Genomic DNA, 22,721 nt, shown 5'->3' with positions numbered 1-22,721 from the left:
AAAGGAGCAGGAACATATCCTGCCGCCTGTCCACCCAATATTTTTTCCTTCGGGTCAGTCTGTTATAGGCGCACCGAATGTGTGCCCATCCAGTTCCAGCACTGATTCCCAGAGGCTCATGCAGTCGCATTGGGGCACATCCAGACAGGACACATCCTGGGTCAGCGAGAAAAGCCTTATGGCATCCGCCACCTCGCGGCTGCATTCCTTGCAGTTATGCGGACCGCGCCTGGAGCCTGCGCCGACAGGATCGGAGGTGATGACCTTGTCAGGGAACTCCTCTTTGGCCTTCTTAAGTATCTCAACAATACTCCAGAGCCACGGAGGGCGATACTGGCCCTTCTGCCAGAGATTCTCCACAAATGTGCCGTTCTGTATATTGCACAGGTTGATGGAGAAAGTGTCAGCGTATGCCGCAGCTTCCCTCATGGAGTTGACCATGTCATCCAGGGCTTCTTTCTCTGAGATGAAAGGAGGCTTGAGCATAAGGTAAGCCTTTACTGTGGCCCCGCTGTTCCTGGCTATGGTGGCCGCCCTTTTGAAGTCCTCGAATGTGAAACCCTTGTTAATGGAATGCTTGCGGATGATATCCGAAGTCGTTTCCAGGCCCACAGCTATCTCAAATGGCTTGCCTTTCATGGAGTTGCGGCAATCGGCTATCGTTTCCTCTCTGACGAATTCCGGCCTGGTCTCCACCAGAACTTTTACGACCCTTGAATCGCTTTCAAGCTCGCCCAGTATCCTGTGTCTTACTTCCAGGGGTATCTCCCGGGTATCCAGGAAGCTGCCGGAGGTGAATATCTTCACCATGAACTCTTCAAAGCCTGATGCCTTCCTCATGGCTTTCCCGAGCTGGGCGAACAGATCCTCGTCCGAGGGAGAGACCTGTGCACTATCGTATACGTAGCCGCACATGGTGCAGCCCCCGGCCTTACCCCACCAGCAGCCTGATGTCCTGAAGATTATGGTAAGGGTGTCAAGCTTCTTCCCATCGACCAGGTCGCTCCCCGTCCACATTGCACAGGGCTCATCAAGAGACCCTGGCTTGGATTTCTGCCTGTTCCTGATGTCGAGGACCAGGGTATTGAGTGACTTATCTGATGACATTACTCGAACTCAATGGTAGCCGGTGGCTTGGGGGTGAGATCATAAACGACCCTTGCAACAGTGGGCAGGGATGCCGATATGCGGGATTCGATCCTGTTCAGGACAGGCCAGGGCAGCTCCAGCGCCTCTGCGGTCATGCCGTCCCTTGAACCCACAGCCCTTACGGCAACTATCCAGCCGTGGACCCTCACATCACCCTTGACGCCGGTACCCTTGCCGATAATGGCTGCGAAGGTCTGCCATGGATGGAAAGCCTCTACAAGCTCGTCCTCTACTATTGCATTCGCCTCCCTGACAATGTTCACAAGCTCCTCGGTGACCTCGCCTACTATCCTGACGGACAGTCCCGGGCCCGGGAAAGGCATCCTCTCGGAGATCTCATGGGGCAGGCCCAGAGCGCGTGCGACCTCACGGACCTCATCCTTGTACAGATCCTCAACCGGCTCGACTATTGCCTTGAAGTCCATTACGGACGGAAGGCCGCCTACGTTGTGATGGGACTTGATACCTCCCTCCGACTCTATCCTGTCAGGGTATATGGTGCCCTGGATAAGGTAATCGGCCTTCAGTGTCTTTGCTTCCGTTTCGAAGACGCGGATGAAAGTCTCACCTACCGCCTTGCGTTTCTCCTCGGGATCCGTGATTCCCTTCAGGGCTCCAAGGAAGCGGTCCTTGGCATCGACGACCACGAGATTCATGTCGCAGAATATTTCCTTTATCCGCTCTGTCTCTCCTTTTCTCATAAGGCCCGTGTCTATATAGATAGGCGTCAGCCTGTCACCTATGGCACGGTGGGCCAGGACGGCACATACAGAGCTGTCAACACCTCCGGAAAGGGCTATTATGGCCCTGCCGTCAGTGATCTGCTGCTGCATCTTTTCAATTGCCTTAGGAATGAATTTATCAACTTTTACCATGAATGTGAACTCCGAAAATAGGATTTATTCCTCAGATTTTACTCTAGGGATATAAGTTTGTGCTTATTAATGCTCCCTTTTTGAAGACACTTTAACGGACATCTGCTATTAATGCTTAATGCGCAGTCAATACTTACACTCCGCTTACAAGCAAGTTATATATGCCGGCAGCATAGGGGTCAAACAAAATAAACATCAGACTGACATGAACAGGCATGAACGAATGATTGGATAACAGGCAAATAACAAAACAGCAGCGGTCGTAAAATGTATCAAACCCTTCAGAAGTACTTCGGATATTCTGAGTTCCGCCCCCTTCAGAAAGAAATAGTCCAGGACGTGCTAGACGGGAAGGATACCTTCGTTCTCATGCCCACAGGAGGCGGGAAATCCCTTTGTTACCAATTGCCTGCGCTGCTTCTGGATGGACTGACCGTTGTTGTATCGCCTCTGATATCCCTTATGAAGGACCAGGTGGACAGCCTCAAGGCCAATGGTATCAATGCGGCATTCCTTAACAGCACCCAGAGCTATACCGAGTCCAGGCGGGTCTGTGATGATATTGTCTCGAACGATATCAGGATACTCTATGTCGCACCCGAGCGGCTTACGATGTCCAGCACATTGGCTTTGATCGCGAAGGCGAACATAAGCCTGTTCGCAATTGACGAGAGCCACTGCATATCCGAATGGGGGCACGATTTCAGACCCGAGTACCGCAAGCTGAGCATGCTCAAGCAGAAGTTCCCGAAGGTCCCGATAATTGCCCTGACGGCCACAGCAACCCCGAAGGTCAGGGAGGATACCCTCTCCCAGCTGGGACTGAAAGGCTGTAAGACCTATGTGGCAAGCTTCAACCGGCATAACCTCCTCTATGAGATAAGGCCAAAAAAGGAAACCTATGACCAGGTGCTCCAGTACCTAAGGAAGAACAGGGGAAGGAGCGGCATAATCTACTGCCAGAGCCGCAAGAACGTGGACACCATCGCTGCAAAGCTCAGGAGGGACGGCTTCAACGCACTACCCTATCACGCAGGGCTGAGCGATACCCAGCGCGAGATCAACCAGGAAGCCTTCATCAAGGACGATGCAGACATAATTGTTGCCACCATTGCCTTCGGCATGGGTATCGATAAGCCCAACGTGCGCTTTGTCATCCACTACGATCTTCCGAAGAACCTGGAGGGATACTACCAGGAAACCGGAAGGGGAGGCAGGGATGGGCTTGAATGCGAATGCATCCTTTTCTTCAGCCATGGCGACAGGTATCGCATAGAGTATTTCATCAAGCAGAAAGGAAAGAAAGAGGAAAGGGACATTGCCCTGAAACAGCTTCAGGACATGGTGAACTACTGCGTGGGCACTACGTGCCGCAGGAAGACGCTCCTGAGATACTTCGGCGAGGAACTGGAAACAGATAACTGCGGAGGATGCGATGCCTGCCTGCGCCCCAAAGAGAAGGTCGACGGGACCGATAAGGCAAAACTGCTTATCAACTGCGTGGACGAGCTTGGCGAACGCTACGGCATGAACCATGTTATCGATGTGGTGTGCGGCGCCAACACGAAGAAGATCAAGGAAAAGAAGCATGAGAAACTCGAGACTTACAATTCCGGATGCCGCCTCCACCGATCAGAATGGCTTGACATCGCACGGGAGATGGTGCAGCAGGGCATATTCTCTGTAGAGGGTAGCAGGTACCCTCTTCTGAAACTTACCAGGGCCAGCAGGGAAGTGATGCAGGGCTCGAGGACTGTAACCCTCACAAGGACAGCTGCACTGGAGTTCCCTGACACGCAGGGTCCGGAGGACGAGGAGATATATGAGCCGGACATACCTGTCAGGCCAATGAAGCCACCAGCTGCCCCACCCAGAAAAGCTGCGCAGAGCGGTGACAGCAAGCTTTTCGAGCGGCTCAAGAACCTCAGGAAGGAAATGGCCGAGCTTCAGGATGTCCCGCCCTACATCGTGTTCGCGGACACAAGCCTCAAGCAGATGGCTGCAAAAAAGCCCTCCACCAAGGAAGAGATGCTCAGGATAACAGGCGTGGGCGAGTATAAGCTGAAAAAGTACGGGGACATTTTCCTCAGGGAGATCAGCAAGTACTACGAGGAGCAGAACGGTGGCTCTCCCAAGACTCCAGAAGAAAAGGCCCATTCACCACTTAAGAAAAAGACCATGCAGGACCTCGTGGCTCCGGAGATGCCGACAAAGGACAAGGGGGACGGCAAACCCGGATCAAAGCGCGAGACCATCCTGAGGACCATCAGCGGGCTTGAAAGGGAAATGGTCATCCTGGCAAGAGCCAAGCTGGGAGATTCCTTCTCGGAAGAGGAGATAAGGGAAGTGTGGGCGGAGATGATGAACAGGGAAAATGAACCCTGATCGCAATCCATGCGGCCCGAACTTGTTCACATCATCAGGAACTGTATGGTCAGATAGAATATCAGGTCCCCGAACACCACCGCAGTGATGAATCCGGCAGTAATTGGTATCATGAACGGAAGGCCCGGCGTTACCCACACGCTGTCCTCCATCCTGCCTGCCCTGACGTGTCCCCTGAGCTGGGCAATAACGTCGGATGTCAGCTCGGTGCCGGACCTTGCCAAGCTGAACTTAACGCCATTAGGTGTGTCCTTGTAGGATTCAATCATGCGTATGTGACTTTTACCAAGTCCGGATACAGAGGTCCTGTAGCCGATGAACATGTATAATGGTTTTCTAAGCGATTCCCTCAGAGGGTTATGGAGTAGATTGTAAATGAAAAGCCCTATGGGAACCACTACTGTGAGTATGATGGAGTTACCGAAGACACTGAATGCGAAAATGTCGAAGAGGGGAGTCCCCTGAATAGGCAGGCTGGCGCCGGCTATGGTGATAGCAGGGAAGGTCGGCACAATGAGCGAGATCACCATGAGCGCCTTGGCGTCGGCACCACCAAAGGCCCCGAAATAGAAGAGGACGTACACGAAAAGGTAGATCAGCGCAAATGTCAGCAAGTTCCTGATAAGGTACGGCATCCCGAGTGTCATGAAGTCGTAGAGGATGAACACATAGCATACACCAAACATCGCCACCCATACCTCGTTCACGACCCTGCGGCTCTTTATGTCGGAGTAGCAGGCGTAGAGTAAAAAAGGCATGCAGGCAAGCACTTTAAGCAGTTCCATCATTCGCGGTATCTCCGTTTTACAAGGTCTTTCAATGTTTTTCCCATTTTTTCAGCTGCATGACCTCGGATAAGGTGGCTCCTCTCCTTATCTCCTCGGACAGGCGTTGCTCGGTCTTTTCAACTTCCTTTGCACGCCTTGCTATCTCATAGGCGCGCTCCCGGGGGATGACAACGACACCGTTGTCGTCTCCCACAATATAGTCGCCGGGCCTTACTGCCTGGTTACCGCATACGATCTCAGAGTTTATCTCGCCAAAACCCTTGGGTTCCCCTGCGTTGGGGACATGGCATGTGGCAAACACGGGAAGGTCCATTTTCCTGATATCGTCAATGTCCCGCACGGCCCCGTCAACCACCACGCCCGCGATTCCCTTGCCCAGGCAGCTCTGGGTGGCAAGGCCGCCCCAAGGAGCAATATGCCTGCTGCCGTTGTATATCACTATGACATCACCCCTGCCAGCCACATCAATAGCCTCAACAGGCTTTGCCCAGTCACCTCTGAAGGTCTGGACCGTGACTGCGGTACCCACCATTTTCTTTCCACTCAGCATGGGAAAGATGTCCTGCATGGCACCCTTGCGATGCATGGCGTCGGATATGTTAGGAGTGGAGACAGACATGAAGATGTCCCGTATCTCATCCTTGCGGCTTTTTCCTGAGTCAGATATACTGCAAGGCGCATCAATGCTGGTCCTTACAGCCCTGGCAGAAGAGATCACATCCGATGAGCGGACGATGTTGCCTCCCACGATCACTATCCTGGCGCCGGCATTCACTGCCCATGCGCACGAGGATGCATCAAGACCTCCTGCAACCGCAACAGGGATACTCACCTCCTTCACGACTTCCTTCATAATGGTGAGCGAGTCACGGCCAGTCATCTGCTGATCGATACCGGCATGGACGTTTATGTAGTCAACACCCATCCGCTCAAGCTCCTTTGAACGGGATACGGGCTCCGGTGACGAGATCAGGTCGGCCATGATCCTGACACCGTATTTCTTTGCAGCCCTTACAGCCTCAAGTACTGTGGAATCATCAGCACTTCCGAGAACAACCACAATATCCGCACCCGCTTTTGCCGCCATCTCCACTTCCATGGCTCCGGTGTCGGCTATCTTCATGTCGGCCACCAGAGTCCTTTCGGGGAATGCTGTTTTGAGCCTTCTTATGGCATCCATTCCATCGCTTTTGATCAGAGGGGTGCCTGCCTCTATCCAGTCCGCGCCCCCTTCCAGAGCCTCTGTGGCTATCCGGATGGCACGGTCAGTTTCCAGGAGATCGAGTGCAACCTGGATTATGGGTCTGATAAGATCACCTTCATTTATTTTCTGTACTAGTAAATACTTTAGAACCTATAAATCTAATCTTGGTAAATAATCCGGAAGATAAAAGAAAGGCCCTTCTGGAACTACACGGGAGTGTTCCCATCAGTAAACATTTATCTCATGTAATTCCTTTATTACCCGATGAAATTTAAGGGCCACCACATCATCTCAATGACATCGTTCTCCAGGGACATGATCGACAGCATCCTGGAGACAGCAGAAAGAATGGAGCCGATAGCTCTTGGCAAACAGAGGTCCGGCCTGCTCACAGGCAAGATCCTGGCAGTGCTTTTCTTTGAGCCCAGCACAAGGACACGCATGTCCTTTGAAACGGCAATGTACCGTCTGGGAGGGGATGTGCTCAACCTGGGATCTGTGGATGCCAGCTCTATCGCAAAGGGAGAGACACTTGCAGATACAATAAGGGTCGTGGACGGTTATGCTGATGCTATTGTGCTCAGGCATCCAAAGGAAGGAGCCGCACAGCTTGCAGCAGAGTTCTCCACTATCCCCATACTGAATGCAGGCGACGGGGCAGGCCACCATCCGACCCAGACCCTGCTCGACCTGTACACCATCAAGAGGGAAAGCCGCCTCGAGGGGCTCAAGATCGCGCTTGCAGGAGACCTGAAATACGGCAGGACCGTCCACTCACTGTGCTATGCGCTATCCCTTTACGGTGCGGAGATCACCCTGATATCACCAAGGGAGCTCAGGATGCCCGAGGAGATAATAAGCGACCTTGAGAAAAGGGGCGCAAAGGTCACAGAAACTGATACCATAGAGGATGCCATCAACGAGGTCGATGTGATATATATGACCCGCATCCAGAAAGAAAGGTTCCCCGATCCCGCCGAGTACGAGAAGGTAGCCAACAGGTTGAAAATCACGCCGGAACTGCTGACAGATGCCAGGCCGGAACTCAGGATAATGCACCCGCTCCCCAGGGTCAACGAGATAGACACAGGAGTGGACGAAACACAACATGCATGCTATTTCAAGCAGGCTTTCTACGGAGTGCCTGTCAGGATGGCGCTGCTTGCACTCGTATTGGGGGCGATCGAGATATGAACGAAGAGCAGGAACTAAGGGTCAAGAGGATAGAGAACGGCACTGTGATAGATCACATTAATGCGGGCCAGGCCCTCAATGTGCTAAAGATCCTTGGCATCCCGGACTCCTCACAGGGTGTTGTGAGCGTGCTCCTGAACTCGCCCGGTAAGTTCGGCATCAAGGACGTTGTCAAGATAGAGAACAGGGAGCTGAACGTCCGTGAAGTGGACAAGATAGCCCTGATAGCACCCAATGCCACTATCAACATCATCCGCAACTTCAATGTTTCCCAGAAAAAGAAAGTGCATATCCCGACCTTTGTGGAAGGTGTTGTCAGATGCGTGAACCCAAATTGCATATCGAACAGCAATGAGCCGGTTACTTCCAAGTTCGATGTTTCTGTAGAGGAGAGCCTGAGACTGAGATGCACATATTGCGGAAGGTCAATCTCCGAGGATATTGCAAAACACTTGCTGTAATTGATAAAATAAATAGAAACAGGATTTGGAGGTATCAATATAGGCAGAGTCTGATGTGGAGTCAGCTTCTACATGAGGCTATATATAATACTAAATATATAATTTTAATCTATGCAAAATGCTATGGTTTGTAAGCATTTATGAGAATATATAATAACTATATTAATAAAAGATGAATATAAAGTGCGTTGTTTTTAAACACACTTGTCAGACAGCAAAAAAGGAAAGAAAACCGGCTTTTACAATCCGAGGATGTCTTCCATGGTATAGACACCGGGTTTCGCACTGCCTATCCAGAGAGCCGCTTTCACCGCACCGCCTGCAAAAGCCTGACGGGAATGAGCCTGGTGTTTTATCTCGATCCTCTCGCCATCGCCTGCGAAAAGCACTGTGTGGTCACCCACGATATCCCCGCCGCGCACGGCATGAATACCTATTTCCCTGCCTCTTGGGGCTATTCCCTCGCGGCCGTAAACATATTCCCTGCCGCCAAGGACCTCGCTGATAACGTCAGCAGCCTTGAGCGCAGTGCCGCTTGGAGCGTCTTTTTTCTGGTTGTGATGGGCTTCGATGATCTCCACATCCATCTCCCCCAGATACTTGGCTGCCTCCTTCAATATCCGGAAGAAGACACTGACACCTACAGAGTAGTTGGGAGATATGATGCCTGCAACATTGTTCTTCAGGATTGCATCGTTTATGGTTGCTTTCTGCTCATCGCTCAGACCGGTGGTACCGATGACAAGACTGACACCGCATGCTGCAGCCCTTGGAGCATTGACGATGGTTGCCTGGGCGATTGTGAAATCGATCAGTACGTCCGTGCCTGAAGACTTCAGTACGGATTCCAGGTCCTTTATATCGGAGATCGGGACGTTCAGTGTGCCTAGCTGGGCAACCTCTCCCACGTCCATTCCTATATTGACCAAGTCAAAAGCTGCTGAAAGCTTAAGATCCTCAAATCTGAGGATATTGGAAAGAATGAGCTTGCCCATCTTTCCTGAAGCGCCTGTGACTGCTACTTTGATCATGCTATGCACCCGAGTTCACGAAGTGTGCTTTTCAGTATCCTGTCATTCTCTTCGCTGAGCGGTGCCAGCGGGAGCCTGAGATCGCCTCTTGAGAGTCCCATGAGTTCCATGGCACGCTTGACAGGTATGGGGTTTGTCTCGGAGAACAGAGCGCGCGTGAGGGGAGCCATCTTGAAATGCATTTCCCTCGCAGTCCTCAGGTCGCCCTTACAGGCTGCGTCCACGAGCCTTACCATCATACCGGGCACCACGTTCGCGACAACTGAGATGACACCCACGCCGCCCACAGATAGTATTGGGAGTGTCAGGCCATCCTCACCGGAAAGGACATCAAAATCCTCATCTGCGGTAAGTTCAAGGATACGGGAGACTTTCTCAACGCTTCCGCTTGCCTCCTTGACAGCCACGATATTGCCCACCTTTGCAAGCTCGGCGATGAGCTCTGCGGAAATATCCTGCCCGGTGCGGGAAGGTACGTTATACAAAATGATAGGGATGTCAGCAGAGTCCGCTATGGACTTAAAATGAGCAAGAAGCCCTGCCCTGTTGGACTTGTTATAATAGGGAGAAATCACAAGAGCTGCATCAGCCCCTGCATCAGCCGCATGTTTCGTAAGTTCTATCGCTTCCACCGTGTTATTGGAACCCGTTCCGGCTACAACCGGAACATTGGCGCAGTCAATGGAAAGGTCAATGAGCTGCTTATGTTCCGCCATTGAGAGGGTTGCCGATTCACCGGTCGTGCCACAGGCCACGATGCCTGAAACACCGCCTTCTTCCACAAAGGAGACGATCTTCCTGAAACTTTCGCAGTCGATCTTATTGTCCTTTGTGAAGGGGGTTACAAGCGCAGGTAGAACTCCTTCGAACATGGGGCATCCCTTCAAAGGCTTACTCTTTGGGCTTGTGTGTGATCTTTCTTGTTACGTAACCTGCAACACGGTTCCTGATAACCTTGCTCTCGATGGTGGTGTACTTTGTTACAAGGAGCTTGTTTGCGTCGAAGTCCCCTGTAAAGGAGTCGCCATACTTGTCAATTAAGCGGAGTGAGATAGTCTTGATATTGTTCTGTCTTATATTTCCCATGATGATTCTCCATTGGTAGTGATGAAACTGTAAACTTTATGACAATAAGTTGTAACGGCTTATAATAAATACACTTACATTTATACCTTTTGGATTGCCGGAGTTGACCTTAAACCTTAGTTAGATGTCGGTCTTGCCAAGCAGCCTGTCCATGGTACCTGCGTCCCTGAACACCTTTTCCCGGATACCTTTACGGTTTATGAAGAGCCCGATAAAAACTATAAGTAGCCCCGGTTCAGGCAGTGCGGGGGTAAGCAGGGTACCCGCAAGCACCACAGTTGAAGCTATAAGGCCTTTAAAGGCCCCTTTCCTGTAAGACGCCAGGCCTGTGCGCCTGTATATGCGGATATCGCGCAGGGTCAGGAAGAGAACGACCAGATAAGCAGACATTGCAATATATATGTACATTATTCACCTGAAACTCAGTTAAAGCCTTAATAATATTTCGGACCCTGAAAGACAAACACTTTCAGGACGCTAGCCATAATTTAATTAAAGTAGTTATTATATAAAAACAGGTAAATGAACGGCCCATCGCGCAGCAGGATAACAATGCATGTGGACATGGATAGCTTCTATTCTTCCGTGGAGGTAAGGGAGCGCCCCGAACTCAGGGGTTTGCCTGTTGTGGTGGGTTCCGATCCAAAGGGAGGGAAAGGGAGAGGGGTTGTCAGTACCTGTTCGTATGAGGCCAGGAAGTTTGGCATCCACTCCGCAATGCCCATATCCAGGGCGTATAGACTCTGCCCCGAAGCGGTCTACCTGCCTGTGAATATGCAGCTATACAAGGAAACCTCGGACAGGATCATGAAAGTGCTGCGCATGTTTGCGGACAGGTTCCAGCAGGTCAGCGTCGATGAAGCCTATCTGGATGTGGGCGACAGCATAGAGGATTACCTGTCAGCCACCCTGCTTGCACGGAAGATCAAGAACGAGGTGATGCGCAGGCAGGGACTGAGCTGCTCGGTGGGTGTCGCACCCAACAAGGTCATAGCCAAGATAGCTTCCGACATGAACAAGCCCGATGGTCTGACCGTGGTGAGGCCAGAAGAAGTCAGAAGTTTCCTGCACCCTCTTTCTGTGTCAAGGATACCCGGTATCGGTAAGAAGACAGAACCTTTGCTGAAGGAGATTGGCATAGAGACAGTCGGGCAGCTTGCCGGTGCAGACGTGCAGTTCCTCATATCCCGCTTTGGAAGATATGGCATTGTAATGAACCAGCTTGCCAACGGTATTGACCTGAGGGAGGTAAAGGAGAGAGAGGAAGTAAAATCCATCAGCACCGAGGATACCTTTGATGAGGATATCTCCAATCCTGCGATCATAGAAAAGGTCCTGCGCGAACTTGCCGTAAAGGTGCATACCGACCTTGAAAAAAAGAGGTTCAGGTTCAGGACGGTCAGTATCAGGGTGCGTTTTGAAGACTTCAGGACCTATACCCGCGCCAGGACACTGCATGCAGCTACCAATGACAGGGAATCCATAGCAAAGGTAGCTATCGAGCTTATGGAGGAATTCATGGGATGCGGCAGGTTCAGGCTGCTGGGAGTGGGAGTTAGCAAGCTCGACAGGATAGATGAAAGGCAGACTTTTCTCACTGACTTCTGATGCCGGTTTTTTCCCAGTGGTTTTTGCAGATATTTAAATTCCATGTAATATAAAATATGCAGCATCCTGAAAAATTCCTTTGTGAACATAGATTTTTATTCTTAGGATTCGTATTTCCAGTTTAAATGTATCGACTGATACAGTTCACAATTCAGAGGGAAATACCTGATGAAAAATAAAGCCAGAAACTACCACAATAAGTGTAAAAACAGGCCCAAGACACTCGGGCCTGTCTCACATCTCGAAGAACATGTGAATCCTGACTGGTGGAAAAAAATATTCAATTCCCTTTACCTGAAGACCGATGCGGACATCGTGGACGATGCTTCCATCACCAGGCAGGAAATAGACACTTTTCATAATATTCTCAAGCTGACGCCGGAGAGCCACGTGCTTGACCTGTGCTGCGGGCAGGGAAGGCATGCGCTGGAGCTTGCAAGAAGAGGTGTAAAGAATGTGGAAGGACTCGACAGGTCCCACTATCTTATCCAGAGGGCAAAGGCCACTGCAAAGAAGGAAGGGCTTGGTGTCAAGTTCAGGGAAGGGGATGCCAGGAAAACCCCCTATGCCACAGACACCTTTGATGCAGTAATGCTCCTTGGCAACAGTTTTGGCTATTTCGAAACATCGGAGGAGGACCTGAGGGTACTGAAAGAAGTTAAGAGGATACTCAAACCCTGGGGAAAGGTCCTGCTCGACGTTGCTGACGGTTCCTACCTGAAGGAGAATTATCAGCCAAGATCATGGGAATGGATAGACAAGCACAACTTCGTATGCCGGGAGCGCTCCATATCGACAGACGGACAGAAACTGATATCCAGAGAGGTTATTGTCAATGAAACATCAGGCGTTATTGCAGACCAGTTCTACGCAGAGCGCCTGTACACCAGTGAGGGCCTTGTGGAACTTCTGAAGAAAGCGGAATTTACCGATGTCGAGATCGTGGATTTCGTTAAGTCGGAGACCCTGAGAAACCAGGACCTGGGTATGATGGAAAGGCGCATTTTCGTCACCGCATCTCTCAAGAAGGAATGGACGCCGAAGAAAAAGAAGGCAAAGGACGTTGAAAAGAACGTTGTGGTCGTGTTCGGCGATCCAAAGAAGAGGGATGAGCTGAAACCCTGCGGGGTCTTTGACGACGACGACCTGTATACCATCGACCAGCTCAAGGGAAGCATCCAGTCGGCCGAAGGTTATTCTTTCAAATACCTGAACAACCACGACACACTGATCTCCGACCTTGCAAAACTTAAAGGCAAGGTGGATTTCGTATTCAACCTGTGTGATGAGGGCTACAGCAACGACCCCAGGAGAGAATTACATGTGCCTGCACTGCTGGAGATGCTTGGTATTCCCTACACAGGCTCAGGACCGCAGTGCCTTGCCTTCTGCTATGACAAGGCGCTTGTGAGAGGAATTGCAAAGGACCTGGGAGTCCCGGTTCCTGAAGGTATAGTCGTGAAGGCAGAGGACAGCATGTTCGAACTGCCCATGGGCTTCCCTGTCATCGTGAAGCCGAACTTCGGTGACTCCAGCTTCGGGCTCAACCAGCACAGCGTATGCAACAGCTATGACGAGGTTGTCAGGGCCATCTATGATATTAGAGAGGGCCTGGGGTACGACAAGCCGATACTCATTGAGGAATTCCTTACCGGAAAGGACCTGAGCATAGGCATCATAGGCAACCCGCCTGAAAGTTATAATGTGCTCCCTATCATCCAAGAAGACTATTCCGAGCTTCCTGAAGACCTGCCAAGGGTGTGCGGATATGAAGCCAAATGGATACCGGAATCACCTTACTGGAAGATCAAATCGGTTCCTGCAGACCTTCCAAGGGATGCCGAGGAAAAGATCATAGAGTGCAGCCTCAAGCTTATCAGCAGGCTGGAGTGCAGGGACTATACCCGCCTTGACTGGAGACTGGATGCCGCAGGTAATCCCAAGCTGCTGGAAGTGAACCCGAACCCGGGATGGTGCTGGGACGGCCACCTGGCCAAGATGGCAAAGCTTGCAGGTATGTCATACGAGGACATGCTGCTCAGTATTCTCAAGAGTGCTGATGAAAGAATTTCTTCACAGAAGTGATCAATCACAGCTCTTGCTTAGATCAAAAGCCGGGGAGATCGCAGACAGAGCCTGCTCCCAAGCTTACTTTTTTTAACGGATGGGCCTTTTTTCTCAAATATTCGTGATACTGCAGTGACCACAGCCCGTAAAGGGATGATACATTTACTTCCTCAATAAAAAAACATATCCTTTTTTTAAAAGAGTTTATTTAAGTAGAAGTTCGCTCAAAAACTAACTGATTTGACGCTAACTGTCGATGCAAATCTAAAACCTGTAAAAATAAGATGCGGAGATAACATGGAAATCAATCGCGGCATAGAGGAACAGCTGGAGGACATAGGAGAGATAGATGTTGTTGTGGGAATCCTTACAAAGAATGTCGAGCCTACGATACTGCACGTAATGAACGTCGTGAGGGAAGGCATATTGCAGTACCTTTCTCCCTACAATACGCTTGTGGTAGTGTCAGATGGCTTCTCGACGGACAGGACAGCGGAGCTTGCAGGACTTTTCGAGCTGGCGCCTGTGAAAAAGATCGTTGTAGAGCAAATGGGCGCCCCTGGAAAGGGAGAAGGGATACGCACTGTAATGGAGATCGCACACAGGCTCAACTCCAAGGCTGTTGCTTTTGTGGATGGGGACCTGCTCTCGGTCAAGGGCGAGTGGATACAGGAAATGGTCAGGCCCGTGCTCTACGGCCGGACGGATCTTGTGGTGCCTTTCTATGTGCGTGACAAATTTGACGGGGTCATCACGAACAACCTTGCCTACCCCTTCACAAGAGCATACTATGGAGCCGATATCAGACAGCCCATCGGAGGAGAGTTCTGCATATCCAGCAAGCTCATGGAGATACTGCGCACCCACCCCCTGTTCCCTTCGGACTTCGGGATAGATATATTCATCACCACGGTGGCATCTGCTGAGAAGCGCAGGATAAGGGAAGCCATGCTGGGGCTAAAACTCCATGAGTCCACTACCAAATACGTAGACCCTGAATCCTCCCTTATCCCGATGTTTCGCCAGGTTGTCAAGACAATGTTCGATCTTGCAGTTTATTATAATGGAAGGAACCACAGGCCTGCGTCCACGGAGATAGCAGGAGTGTCCGAATACTACGGCCCTGTGCCTGTGCCTGTGACGGTGAGCAGGGAAAAGATGCTTGAGACCGTGTCCAAACGCTACGGAGAGTACTCGGACATTTATGAAAAGCTGCTGCCCAAGGATATCCTTAACCACCTTGGAGCGTACCTTGAAGGAAAGCAGTATCTTGACGCGGAAAGATGGTCGGAGATCGTATGGCGCATGTTCGAGGAATATTCCGAGACAAACGATGTCCGTCTTGTGGATGCCCTGAGGGTGATGTGGCTTACAAGGTTCATAGGGTTCTATAATGAGTGCAAGGATATGGACTTCTGCGAGGCTGAAGCCCGGATAAGGGAAAATGCCATCATATTCGAAGAGATAAAGGGAGATGTTCTCGGCGAGGCGGCCTGAAAAAGCTTGCCTCCCGAAAATAGATCACTTTTCCATTGCCTTTTTTCTCATATCTTCCGGAAACTTCTCGATCGCATATCTCAACGAGATTCTTGGCATAAGCTTCCTGTTGGCCATCACATAGTCGAATATCTCCTGCCTGTGAGCCTTGCCTGCCTCCCTGAGCATCCAGCCGTAGCCCTTGCGCACAAGGTCATCCTCGTCCTCAAGCAGCCTGTCAGCGATCTCCAGCACGTCCTCCAAAAACTTCCCTTTCCTGGCAGGCAGGACGAGTGTTACTGCCGCAGCCCTCCTGAGCCATCGGTTCTCGGAGCCGGTCCACTCTTTGAGCCGGTCGATGTACCCGGGATAGGTTTCGATGAACGCAGCAACTGAGTGATTAGAGAAAATATCACACCTTAAAAAAGCGCGTAGATGAGGTTTTCGTCTTCTCGTCTGCGTTGAGGGCCAGTTCCTCTCTTATATCAGGTATCAGATCTTCACGCATTTGTTCGCCGGCCTGAGATGCTGTTTTAATTATACCGATAAGAGAGCACAAGTGGTTAATACGGCTTATGGGTGATATTCATTTGGGGAGATTATGGACAGTAACAGAGACAATCCGAGCGGCAATATCAGCGGCAATACCAGCAATGTAAGGCAGATGCTCAAGAGCGTACCTATAACGGAGGGAGCCGGAGTGCATCTGAGGAGAGCCTTCACCTTAAGCAAAGCAGCGGAGGTCGATCCTTTCCTGATGCTGGATGAGTTCCACTCCAGGGATCCGGAGGATTACAGAATGGGATTTCCCTGGCATCCTCATCGCGGCATGGAAACAATAACCTACGTGCTCTCCGGAGTGATCGAGCACGGTGACAGTCTTGGGAACAGAGGCACTATCGGGCCCGGCGACATACAGTGGATGACAGCAGGCAGCGGTATAATACATCAGGAGATGCCAAAGGGGAACGATAATGGAGAACTGTGGGGACTGCAACTGTGGACCAACCTTCCTGCATCGCATAAAATGATGCCTCCCCGATACAGGGAGATCAAGAAGGACCAGATACCCCTGGTACATACGATGAACGGCACTGAAATCAAAGTGATATGCGGCGAGGTCGATGGCATGCGTGGTCCTGTGAAGGATATCATGACAGAGATAGAATACCTGGATGTTACCATACCGGCTGATGCCTCCTACAGGCACCCTACACAGCCATCGGATACAGTGCTTGCATACGTCCTGGAAGGGGAAGGTTATTTTGACCCCAGCGGATCGTCCGCTGGAAGCGGGAACCTGATTGTATTCGACAGCGATTACTGGACAGAAATTAAAGCAGGAGACAAAGGCTTAAGGTATCTTCTGCTGTCAGGAAAGCCCCTGGATGAACCGGTTGCATGGCGAGGGCCTGTGGTGATGAACACGGAGGAGGAACTGAGGCAGGCTTTCGAGGAATACAGGGAGAACAGGTTCGTGAAAGAAGACGTACGCTTTACAGAAAGCTCAGGGTGAGGCTCCTGTCAGGAACATGGGAGACAGAATATCTATATTCGCAAATCCTCCCAGTATCAGGAAGCCTATGATAAGCGGCTGATGTACCAGATAGATGAACAGGGAATTCCTGCCCAGGCAAGCAAAGATTTTTACCAGGGAGCTCTGCTCAAGGTCAGGTAACACGAACTGCCTCCTGTATCCATGGTACAGGATGTTCCCGGCCGAAACACCCAGAAGGATCATGCCAAACCACGGGATAACGGGGAAATAATCATAGCTGTAAAAGCCGTAGGGCTTCAGGCCAAGCCAGAGCAGCCAGGGAAAGCCAACATATGCACCTTCCGTAAAGAATCCCGCAAACAGGAATGCCCACCCTGCGAAAAGGGGCTTCAGCTGGAAGCCAAGGAAAGGATAGGCAAGGATAATGGAAACGCCTATGAGGTGAAGTATCCCGAAAAAGATAGTGCCTCTGGGAAGCAGTATGCCCGTGACCAGGGTAATGACAAGCCCCCATGAGAATATGGCAGCACCCCTTTTAACGTATTTGGGAAAGAGAGAGGGAGTTTCCCCCGAGAATAGCCTTGCCCGGGAATAACTCAGGGTGAGGGACAGGCCGACCAGGAAAATGAAAGTTATGGAAGCGCTCCTTCCGATCACCAGCAGGATGCCGGAGTTAGGATCCAGTTCGGATATGTCCAGAAATCTCATGTCGAAGAACACATGGTAAGTTACCATGAGGACAATAGCCATACCGCGGAGAAAGTCAACTTCCCAGAACCTCCTATGGAGAATGTCGTCCATGCTTACCCCTTAAGATCAATGCGCTGGTGCAGCGGTATTTCCGGTGCTTTTCCAGGGCATACAGTACCGGACCGGTTATTTCCAGTCCTTTTCCTTATCCTTGTCCCTCTTGAAGACCGAGGGTAAGTGGAGGGCGTAAGTGCCATCCTCTTTTATCGCCATCACTATTTCCTTGCGGTCCAGAAGGGATTCAAGGTTCAGTTCATAGGAACCCGGACCCAGTATACGCACTGACTCCACACGCTCGCCTTCTTCCTCAGAAGGAAGCTTTTCTTTTTTCTCAGGGCCTATGATCTCGTCGATCTCCCTGATTATCTTTCCTGTGGAAGCAGCTTCTGCCTTGGATGCTGAACTCTCATCTATCACTACGGGGTGCCCGGTCTCTCCGGCCTCATCTGCAACAATTCCAGCTTCCTCTTTATCGGATAGCTCCGGCTCTTCATCCTTTACATAGAGGAACTTGTTCCATCCACAGCTAGGACATCCGCTAAGTATAACGGGAGCACCGTCTTCGAATATTGATTCACATCGCGTGCACTTGTGAGGCATGGTTCACCGGTTTATATAAGCACTATGTATATTAAAATCCTTGCGATAATCTCAAATCAGCACAGGATATCATTTTTTAAGATATCTTCCTATAAGAGGATCAAGCCTTCTCCTGGTCTCGTGGAATATCATCTCAGGGGCTGTCGTGATGGCACCTGCAAGGGCATCCCTGCACATACAATGCTGCTCCGGGCTTATCTTTTCGATGGCCTCTACAATTATATCCTTCACAGCGGCCTCGTTCTTCACGGCATTCCCGATAACTTGCTCAATGGTGACGTCTTCCTCGTGCCATACATCATAATCAGTCACAGTAGCTATCATGGAATAGCATATCTCAGCCTCGCGTGCCAGCTTGGCCTCGGGTATTGCCGTCATGCCAATGATATCAAAACCCAGGGCCTGGTAAACCCTTGACTCCGCACGCGTTGAGAACTGCGGGCCTTCCATACACACATAGGTTCCGCCCTCCTTTACGCTGTAACCCCCGGAACGGGCAATATCGGCGATGGCAGATGACATTTCGGGACAGAAAGGATCGGCAAATCCTATGTGTGCAACTATCCCGTCCTCAAAGAAAGTGGACGGTCTTGAACGGGTACGGTCGTATATCTGGTCCGGTATGACGATATCCAGCGGTGCCAGTTCTTTCTTCAGGCTGCCTACTGCAGATGCGGCTATGATGCGTCTCACGCCCAGCTTCTTGAGCGCGAAGATGTTTGCCCTTGAATTGATCTCCGAGGGAGATATCCTGTGCCCTGTGCCATGCCTTGGAAGGAAGCATACGGTCCTGTCGCCGTGTTCCCCTATGGTGATCGAATCGGAGGGCTTCCCGAAGGGAGTATCCATATCAACGGTCCTTACCCTGTCCAGCATGTTCGTATCATAGATGCCGCTTCCGCCTATGATCGCAATATCAACTTTATCAGTCACGTTACCACCGATTGTTGTGTTCCCCTGTTCCTACTCACGCCAGCTGCCAGGAAGGCTTACCATTCTCCATAAGCTGCTTCACGGTTCCTCTGCGTGTCATCTCTGCCATGATCTCCGGGAGCCTGCCCGGCTGTGCTATCTCAAAGGAGAAGGAATCCAGTGAGTGGTATACGTAAAGGCCGTGCCTTATAGAGGCAATGTCCCAGGCAGAGCGGTTTTCCTTGGTCATGAGCCTGGAGATGATATCCATCATATCTTCCATGAAGTTCCACGGATAGACCACCCACGCCCATTCCTCGAGGCGCTCCCCGCAGTAGTCCGGATCGAAGACCGAACAGTCCAGGTACTGGAGAGTCGCTGTTCTGACCTCCCGGGGCTGCTGCTTCAGCACATACTCCCTTGAATGCAGGAGGCTTTTACCGGTGTCGGTTATATCGTCAACTATCAGGACGTTCTTTCCGGTAACGGCATTATGGGCCAGAGGATAGCGTATCCGGGGCTCTGTGCCTGCAAGTGCAGTGCCGATGTAGTGCTCTATCTTCAGGCTGGTAAGGTCATCCAGTCCAAGGAAATCACACAGCACGCGCCCTGCGAACCAGCCGCCCCTTGCAAGGGCGATTATCATGTCAGGCTGATAGCCGGAATCCTTTACCTGATCTGCAACGTTCCTGCAGAGGTCGTAAATATAATCCCAGTTAGTAACTACACATTTAAACTTGTCAGGCAATGCCATTTCTCTTCCCTCCGGATTTTGATATATTTAGACAGAAATGACATATATTCTTTCGCTTTCGGTATTCCATACGCAACCTTTATCTGCAATGATACTCTTCTTAAGGAGTGCCCTCACTGACTGAAACGATAAATGAAGCGGGGTGGGGTAGCCAGGAGATCCCGACGGGCTCATAACCCGTAGACCGATGGTTCGAATCCATCCCCCGCTACTAAGTTTCAGCAAAGGACGATCTTTTCTCCGACCAGTCGTTATCCTGATCGAACAGACGGATCCTTGCAACAAAGAACTGTGACATCATTGCTTCAGTAGTAATTCTCAAAAAAGCAATCATGTAACCACCGAGCAATCAGCTGCAATAACGGCTGTTGTTGTTCTTATAGCCTGAGAAACAGGGCATTTACACAGGACCGGTAATACTCTGACATATCAGTGACGTTTTTAATACATAAACAGAATATTTATATCCGTGTCGTTCCAATTATATCCTGCCTTTAAAAAAAGGAGGACTTACCGTTGAAAGGAGAAGTAGTCGATAAACTAGCTGCACTCATGACTGCAGCATTCGGACTGATAGCAGCCCTTGCATGGAATGACGCCATAAAGTCACTGTTCATGGAAGGGGGACCGCTCTATTTCCTTGCCAGCTGGGGAATATGGGCTTATGCGATATTTGTCACTATCCTTGCGGTTGTTGCAACCATATGGATTGGAAGGATGGCAGAGAAATCAAAATAAGAGTAAGAGCATTACTTTCTCTTTTTTCTTTTGTCCGGTGTGGCTTCTTGTCCCCAGAGCTTGCGGTGACCGGACAATTTGCCGACATACTGAAAAGGTCCGCCTTTTACGGAAAGGGCCGTATTTCCACTAGGGTTAAATATGAACTGTCCTTTTATTAGCTCATAGAGTGAACTGAACAGGATGATCCTTCAATGGTTATGGATAAATTAGGTAGCTCCTTGCAGGATGCCCTCAAGAAACTGGTAAAATCAGGGCGTATCGATGAACGGACTGTGAACGAGGTAGTCAAGGACATCCAGAGAGCCCTTCTCCAGGCAGACGTCAATGTCAAACTGGTCATGGAGATGTCAAAGCACATCAAGGAGAGGGCACTCAACGAAGAGGTTCCCTCGGGCATGAGTCCCAGGGAACATGTGATCAGGATAGTCTACCAGGAACTAATCAATATCATCGGAAAAAGCACTGACATCCCGCTCAAGCCCCAGCGGATAATGATGATCGGGTTGCAGGGTAGCGGTAAGACCACAACCACCTCCAAGCTTGCACGCTACTTCCAGAGGAAAGGACTGAAGCCTGCGGTTATATGCGCCGATACCTTCCGCCCGGGAGCCTACCAGCAGCTCAGGACCCTTTGTACCAAGCTGAATGTCGCATTCTACGGCGAGGAGGGCAATCCCGATGCTGTGGGCATAGTTGAGAGAGGACTTAAGGAGTTCCAGAAATCCGATATCATTATAGTTGATACTGCCGGGCGCCACTCCCTTGAGAAGGACCTCATCAAGGAAATGGAGGACATACATGCAGTTGCAAAGCCGGACTACAAGCTGCTGGTGCTTGACGGCGCCATCGGACAGCAGGCAAGCGAACAGGCCCGCGCTTTCAATGAGTCCATAGGGATCTCCGGTGTCATCATCTCCAAGTTGGACGGTACTGCAAAAGGAGGTGGTGCGCTTTCCGCCGTATCCGAAACAAACTCCTCCATTGCCTTTATCGGTGTAGGGGAAACCCCGGAGGACCTTGAGAAGTTCGAACCTGACAGGTTCATTTCCAGACTGCTCGGAATGGGTGATATCAAGAGCCTTATCGAAAAGGCTGAGGAGACCCTGGCGGACGAGGAGCTCGATGTGCAGGCCATGATGATGGGCCGCTTCACCCTCAAGGACATGTACAAGCAACTGGAGAGCATCAACAAGCTCGGGCCAATGAAGCAGATCATGCAGATGCTGCCTCTGGGAGGACTCGGGGCTAAGATACCTGATGATGCCTACCAGGTCACCGGCGATAAACTCAAGCGTTACAGGATCCTCATGGATTCCATGACCGAAGAGGAAATGCTCAACCCCAGGGTGATCGGCAGCTCCCGAATAAGGAGAATTGCCATCGGTTCAGGGACCAGTGCGGAGGATGTCAGGGAACTCCTGAGGTACCACAAGATGATGCAAACCGCCATGAAAGGATTCCGCGGCGGCAAGTTCAATATGCAGAAAATGATGAAGAAAATGGGTATGTGATCAGTATTCTTCACATACCTTAAAGAAATTAGTCAGAAGCTGTTCTCCTTTTTCGGTGTGTGCAACTTCAGGATGCCATTGCACGCCGTAGATAGGCCGCTCTGAATGCTTCATAGCCTCTATCTCACAGACGGATGACCTTGCGAGCCTTATGAAATCCTCAGGCAGCACGCTTACCTCATCGGCATGGGAAGCCCACACATGCGTCCTTGGGCCAAGGCCTTTGAGTATATCGTCCTCATCCACGATCTCGATCTCCACATCAGCGTAGCCTCCGGAACTTCCCTGGCGCACCTCGCCGCCGAAGGTCCTGGCTATCACCTGGTGACCCAGGCAGATGCCAAGTATCGGGATGTCGATGCTTTCCAGGTATTCCGAACATTTGCCTGCACGCTCCATGGTCGGACCCCCGCTCAGGATCAGCCCGTCCGGTTCCCGGTCAAGGATATCTTCAACCGGAGTGGTGTTGGGAATTATACCTGTATCCATGTCAAGGTCACGTACTGCACGATGAATTAGATGACAGAACTGACCATAGTTGTTGATCACAAGAATCTTCAGTGTTCTCATATGTTCGACCTTATTTTATGATGGTTTATAACGATATTTAAAGATTATAGGCTAATATATT

Annotated in this window: 23 protein-coding genes and 1 tRNA gene; 10 read left to right on the top strand and 14 right to left on the bottom strand. The window is 50.7% G+C overall.

Annotation, left to right across the window (positions count from 1 at the left end; translation table 11 throughout):
• Window positions 1-54: 54 nt before the first annotated feature.
• Together PV02_RS01300 and guaA are read right to left on the bottom strand one after the other, a co-directional pair.
• Window positions 55-1,107 carry an archaeosine biosynthesis radical SAM protein RaSEA gene (locus tag PV02_RS01300; protein WP_256621563.1) on the bottom strand — a complete coding sequence of 351 codons (1,053 nt, stop codon included), beginning with the start codon at window positions 1,105-1,107 and terminating at the stop codon, window positions 55-57.
• On the bottom strand, window positions 1,107-2,024 hold the full coding sequence (guaA, locus tag PV02_RS01295; protein WP_256621562.1) for a glutamine-hydrolyzing GMP synthase: 918 nt from the start codon (window positions 2,022-2,024) through the stop codon (window positions 1,107-1,109). The genes PV02_RS01300 and guaA overlap by 1 nt, the downstream gene beginning before the upstream one ends.
• A gap of 267 nt (window positions 2,025-2,291) precedes the next feature.
• Between guaA and recQ the strand changes: the two genes are divergently transcribed.
• Window positions 2,292-4,409, top strand: a complete 2,118-nt coding sequence (recQ, locus tag PV02_RS01290) for a DNA helicase RecQ (RefSeq protein ID WP_256621561.1) — start codon at window positions 2,292-2,294, stop codon at window positions 4,407-4,409.
• A gap of 26 nt (window positions 4,410-4,435) precedes the next feature.
• On the opposite strand, the gene PV02_RS01285 is transcribed toward recQ, so the two are convergent.
• Window positions 4,436-5,197 carry an A24 family peptidase C-terminal domain-containing protein gene (locus PV02_RS01285; protein ID WP_256621559.1) on the bottom strand — a complete coding sequence of 254 codons (762 nt, stop codon included), beginning with the start codon at window positions 5,195-5,197 and terminating at the stop codon, window positions 4,436-4,438.
• Window positions 5,198-5,225: 28 nt separating this feature from the next.
• Window positions 5,226-6,494, bottom strand: a complete 1,269-nt coding sequence (gene hxlA, locus PV02_RS01280; protein WP_342765621.1) for a 3-hexulose-6-phosphate synthase — start codon at window positions 6,492-6,494, stop codon at window positions 5,226-5,228.
• A gap of 171 nt (window positions 6,495-6,665) precedes the next feature.
• On the opposite strand from hxlA, the gene pyrB reads away from it, so the two are divergent.
• Both pyrB and pyrI read left to right on the top strand, forming a co-directional pair.
• Window positions 6,666-7,595: an aspartate carbamoyltransferase gene (gene pyrB, locus PV02_RS01275; protein ID WP_256621557.1), complete on the top strand. Its 930-nt coding sequence runs from the start codon at window positions 6,666-6,668 to the stop codon at window positions 7,593-7,595.
• Window positions 7,592-8,056 carry an aspartate carbamoyltransferase regulatory subunit gene (gene pyrI / locus PV02_RS01270; RefSeq protein ID WP_256621555.1) on the top strand — a complete coding sequence of 155 codons (465 nt, stop codon included), beginning with the start codon at window positions 7,592-7,594 and terminating at the stop codon, window positions 8,054-8,056. The genes pyrB and pyrI overlap by 4 nt, the downstream gene beginning before the upstream one ends.
• Before the next feature lie 239 nt (window positions 8,057-8,295).
• On the opposite strand, the gene dapB is transcribed toward pyrI, so the two are convergent.
• The 4 genes from dapB to PV02_RS01250 all read right to left on the bottom strand — a co-directional run bounded on the left by dapB (window position 8,296) and on the right by PV02_RS01250 (window position 10,581).
• Window positions 8,296-9,087 (bottom strand): 4-hydroxy-tetrahydrodipicolinate reductase, encoded by a 792-nt coding sequence (dapB, locus tag PV02_RS01265; RefSeq protein WP_256621553.1) that lies wholly within the window; start codon window positions 9,085-9,087, stop codon window positions 8,296-8,298.
• Window positions 9,084-9,959 carry a 4-hydroxy-tetrahydrodipicolinate synthase gene (gene dapA / locus PV02_RS01260; protein WP_256621552.1) on the bottom strand — a complete coding sequence of 292 codons (876 nt, stop codon included), beginning with the start codon at window positions 9,957-9,959 and terminating at the stop codon, window positions 9,084-9,086. Before dapA ends, dapB begins: the two co-directional genes overlap by 4 nt.
• 19 nt (window positions 9,960-9,978) lie before the next feature.
• A complete protein-coding gene (locus PV02_RS01255) occupies window positions 9,979-10,173 on the bottom strand; it encodes a 30S ribosomal protein S17e (protein ID WP_256621551.1) in 195 nt (64 codons plus the stop codon).
• Window positions 10,174-10,293: 120 nt separating this feature from the next.
• The gene (locus PV02_RS01250; RefSeq protein WP_256621550.1) at window positions 10,294-10,581 is read right to left on the bottom strand and encodes a hypothetical protein; all 288 of its coding nucleotides are present in this window, start codon (window positions 10,579-10,581) and stop codon (window positions 10,294-10,296) included.
• Window positions 10,582-10,695: 114 nt separating this feature from the next.
• Here PV02_RS01250 and dinB point away from each other — a divergent pair, with 114 nt between their 5' ends.
• The 3 genes from dinB (at window position 10,696) to PV02_RS01235 (ending at window position 15,345) form a co-directional block, all read left to right on the top strand.
• Entirely contained in the window at window positions 10,696-11,781 is a 1,086-nt protein-coding gene (gene dinB / locus PV02_RS01245; RefSeq protein ID WP_256621549.1) for a DNA polymerase IV, read from the top strand.
• Window positions 11,782-11,949: 168 nt separating this feature from the next.
• Window positions 11,950-13,866: a methyltransferase domain-containing protein gene (locus PV02_RS01240; protein WP_256621548.1), complete on the top strand. Its 1,917-nt coding sequence runs from the start codon at window positions 11,950-11,952 to the stop codon at window positions 13,864-13,866.
• Window positions 13,867-14,145: 279 nt separating this feature from the next.
• Window positions 14,146-15,345 carry a glycosyltransferase family 2 protein gene (locus PV02_RS01235; protein WP_256621546.1) on the top strand — a complete coding sequence of 400 codons (1,200 nt, stop codon included), beginning with the start codon at window positions 14,146-14,148 and terminating at the stop codon, window positions 15,343-15,345.
• A gap of 24 nt (window positions 15,346-15,369) precedes the next feature.
• Here the strand turns inward: PV02_RS01235 and PV02_RS01230 are convergent, their stop codons facing one another.
• The gene (locus PV02_RS01230; protein WP_256622122.1) at window positions 15,370-15,684 is read right to left on the bottom strand and encodes a DNA alkylation repair protein; all 315 of its coding nucleotides are present in this window, start codon (window positions 15,682-15,684) and stop codon (window positions 15,370-15,372) included.
• 241 nt (window positions 15,685-15,925) lie between these two features.
• Here PV02_RS01230 and PV02_RS01225 point away from each other — a divergent pair, with 241 nt between their 5' ends.
• Window positions 15,926-16,840, top strand: coding sequence for a pirin family protein (locus PV02_RS01225; protein ID WP_256621544.1), 915 nt, complete (start codon window positions 15,926-15,928; stop codon window positions 16,838-16,840).
• On the opposite strand, the gene PV02_RS01220 is transcribed toward PV02_RS01225, so the two are convergent.
• The 4 genes from PV02_RS01220 to PV02_RS01205 all read right to left on the bottom strand — a co-directional run bounded on the left by PV02_RS01220 (window position 16,832) and on the right by PV02_RS01205 (window position 19,838).
• Window positions 16,832-17,623 carry a heparan-alpha-glucosaminide N-acetyltransferase gene (locus PV02_RS01220; protein ID WP_256621542.1) on the bottom strand — a complete coding sequence of 264 codons (792 nt, stop codon included), beginning with the start codon at window positions 17,621-17,623 and terminating at the stop codon, window positions 16,832-16,834. The two genes, PV02_RS01225 and PV02_RS01220, sit on opposite strands and share 9 nt — an antisense overlap.
• 75 nt (window positions 17,624-17,698) lie before the next feature.
• On the bottom strand, window positions 17,699-18,172 hold the full coding sequence (locus PV02_RS01215; protein WP_256621541.1) for a Zn-ribbon domain-containing protein: 474 nt from the start codon (window positions 18,170-18,172) through the stop codon (window positions 17,699-17,701).
• Window positions 18,173-18,241: 69 nt separating this feature from the next.
• Window positions 18,242-19,105 (bottom strand): S-methyl-5'-thioadenosine phosphorylase, encoded by an 864-nt coding sequence (mtnP, locus tag PV02_RS01210; RefSeq protein WP_256621540.1) that lies wholly within the window; start codon window positions 19,103-19,105, stop codon window positions 18,242-18,244.
• Window positions 19,106-19,139: 34 nt separating this feature from the next.
• A complete protein-coding gene (locus tag PV02_RS01205) occupies window positions 19,140-19,838 on the bottom strand; it encodes a phosphoribosyltransferase (protein ID WP_256621539.1) in 699 nt (232 codons plus the stop codon).
• A gap of 136 nt (window positions 19,839-19,974) precedes the next feature.
• On the opposite strand from PV02_RS01205, the gene PV02_RS01200 reads away from it, so the two are divergent.
• The 3 genes from PV02_RS01200 to PV02_RS01190 all read left to right on the top strand — a co-directional run bounded on the left by PV02_RS01200 (window position 19,975) and on the right by PV02_RS01190 (window position 22,090).
• Window positions 19,975-20,049 (top strand) — tRNA-Met (locus PV02_RS01200).
• 305 nt (window positions 20,050-20,354) lie between these two features.
• Entirely contained in the window at window positions 20,355-20,576 is a 222-nt protein-coding gene (locus tag PV02_RS01195) for a DUF5654 family protein (RefSeq protein WP_256621538.1), read from the top strand.
• A gap of 194 nt (window positions 20,577-20,770) precedes the next feature.
• Complete coding sequence (locus tag PV02_RS01190; RefSeq protein ID WP_256621536.1) at window positions 20,771-22,090, top strand: signal recognition particle protein Srp54; 1,320 nt, start codon at window positions 20,771-20,773, stop codon at window positions 22,088-22,090.
• Here the strand turns inward: PV02_RS01190 and PV02_RS01185 are convergent, their stop codons facing one another.
• Window positions 22,091-22,660, bottom strand: a complete 570-nt coding sequence (locus PV02_RS01185) for a GMP synthase subunit A (RefSeq protein WP_256621535.1) — start codon at window positions 22,658-22,660, stop codon at window positions 22,091-22,093. It lies immediately after the preceding gene.
• Window positions 22,661-22,721 lie beyond the last annotated feature (61 nt).

It is taken from the genome of Methanolobus chelungpuianus (assembly GCF_024500045.1).
GTDB classification, from domain to species: Archaea; Halobacteriota; Methanosarcinia; order Methanosarcinales; family Methanosarcinaceae; genus Methanolobus; species Methanolobus chelungpuianus.
This window is presented reverse-complemented; position numbering and strand designations above follow the sequence as displayed.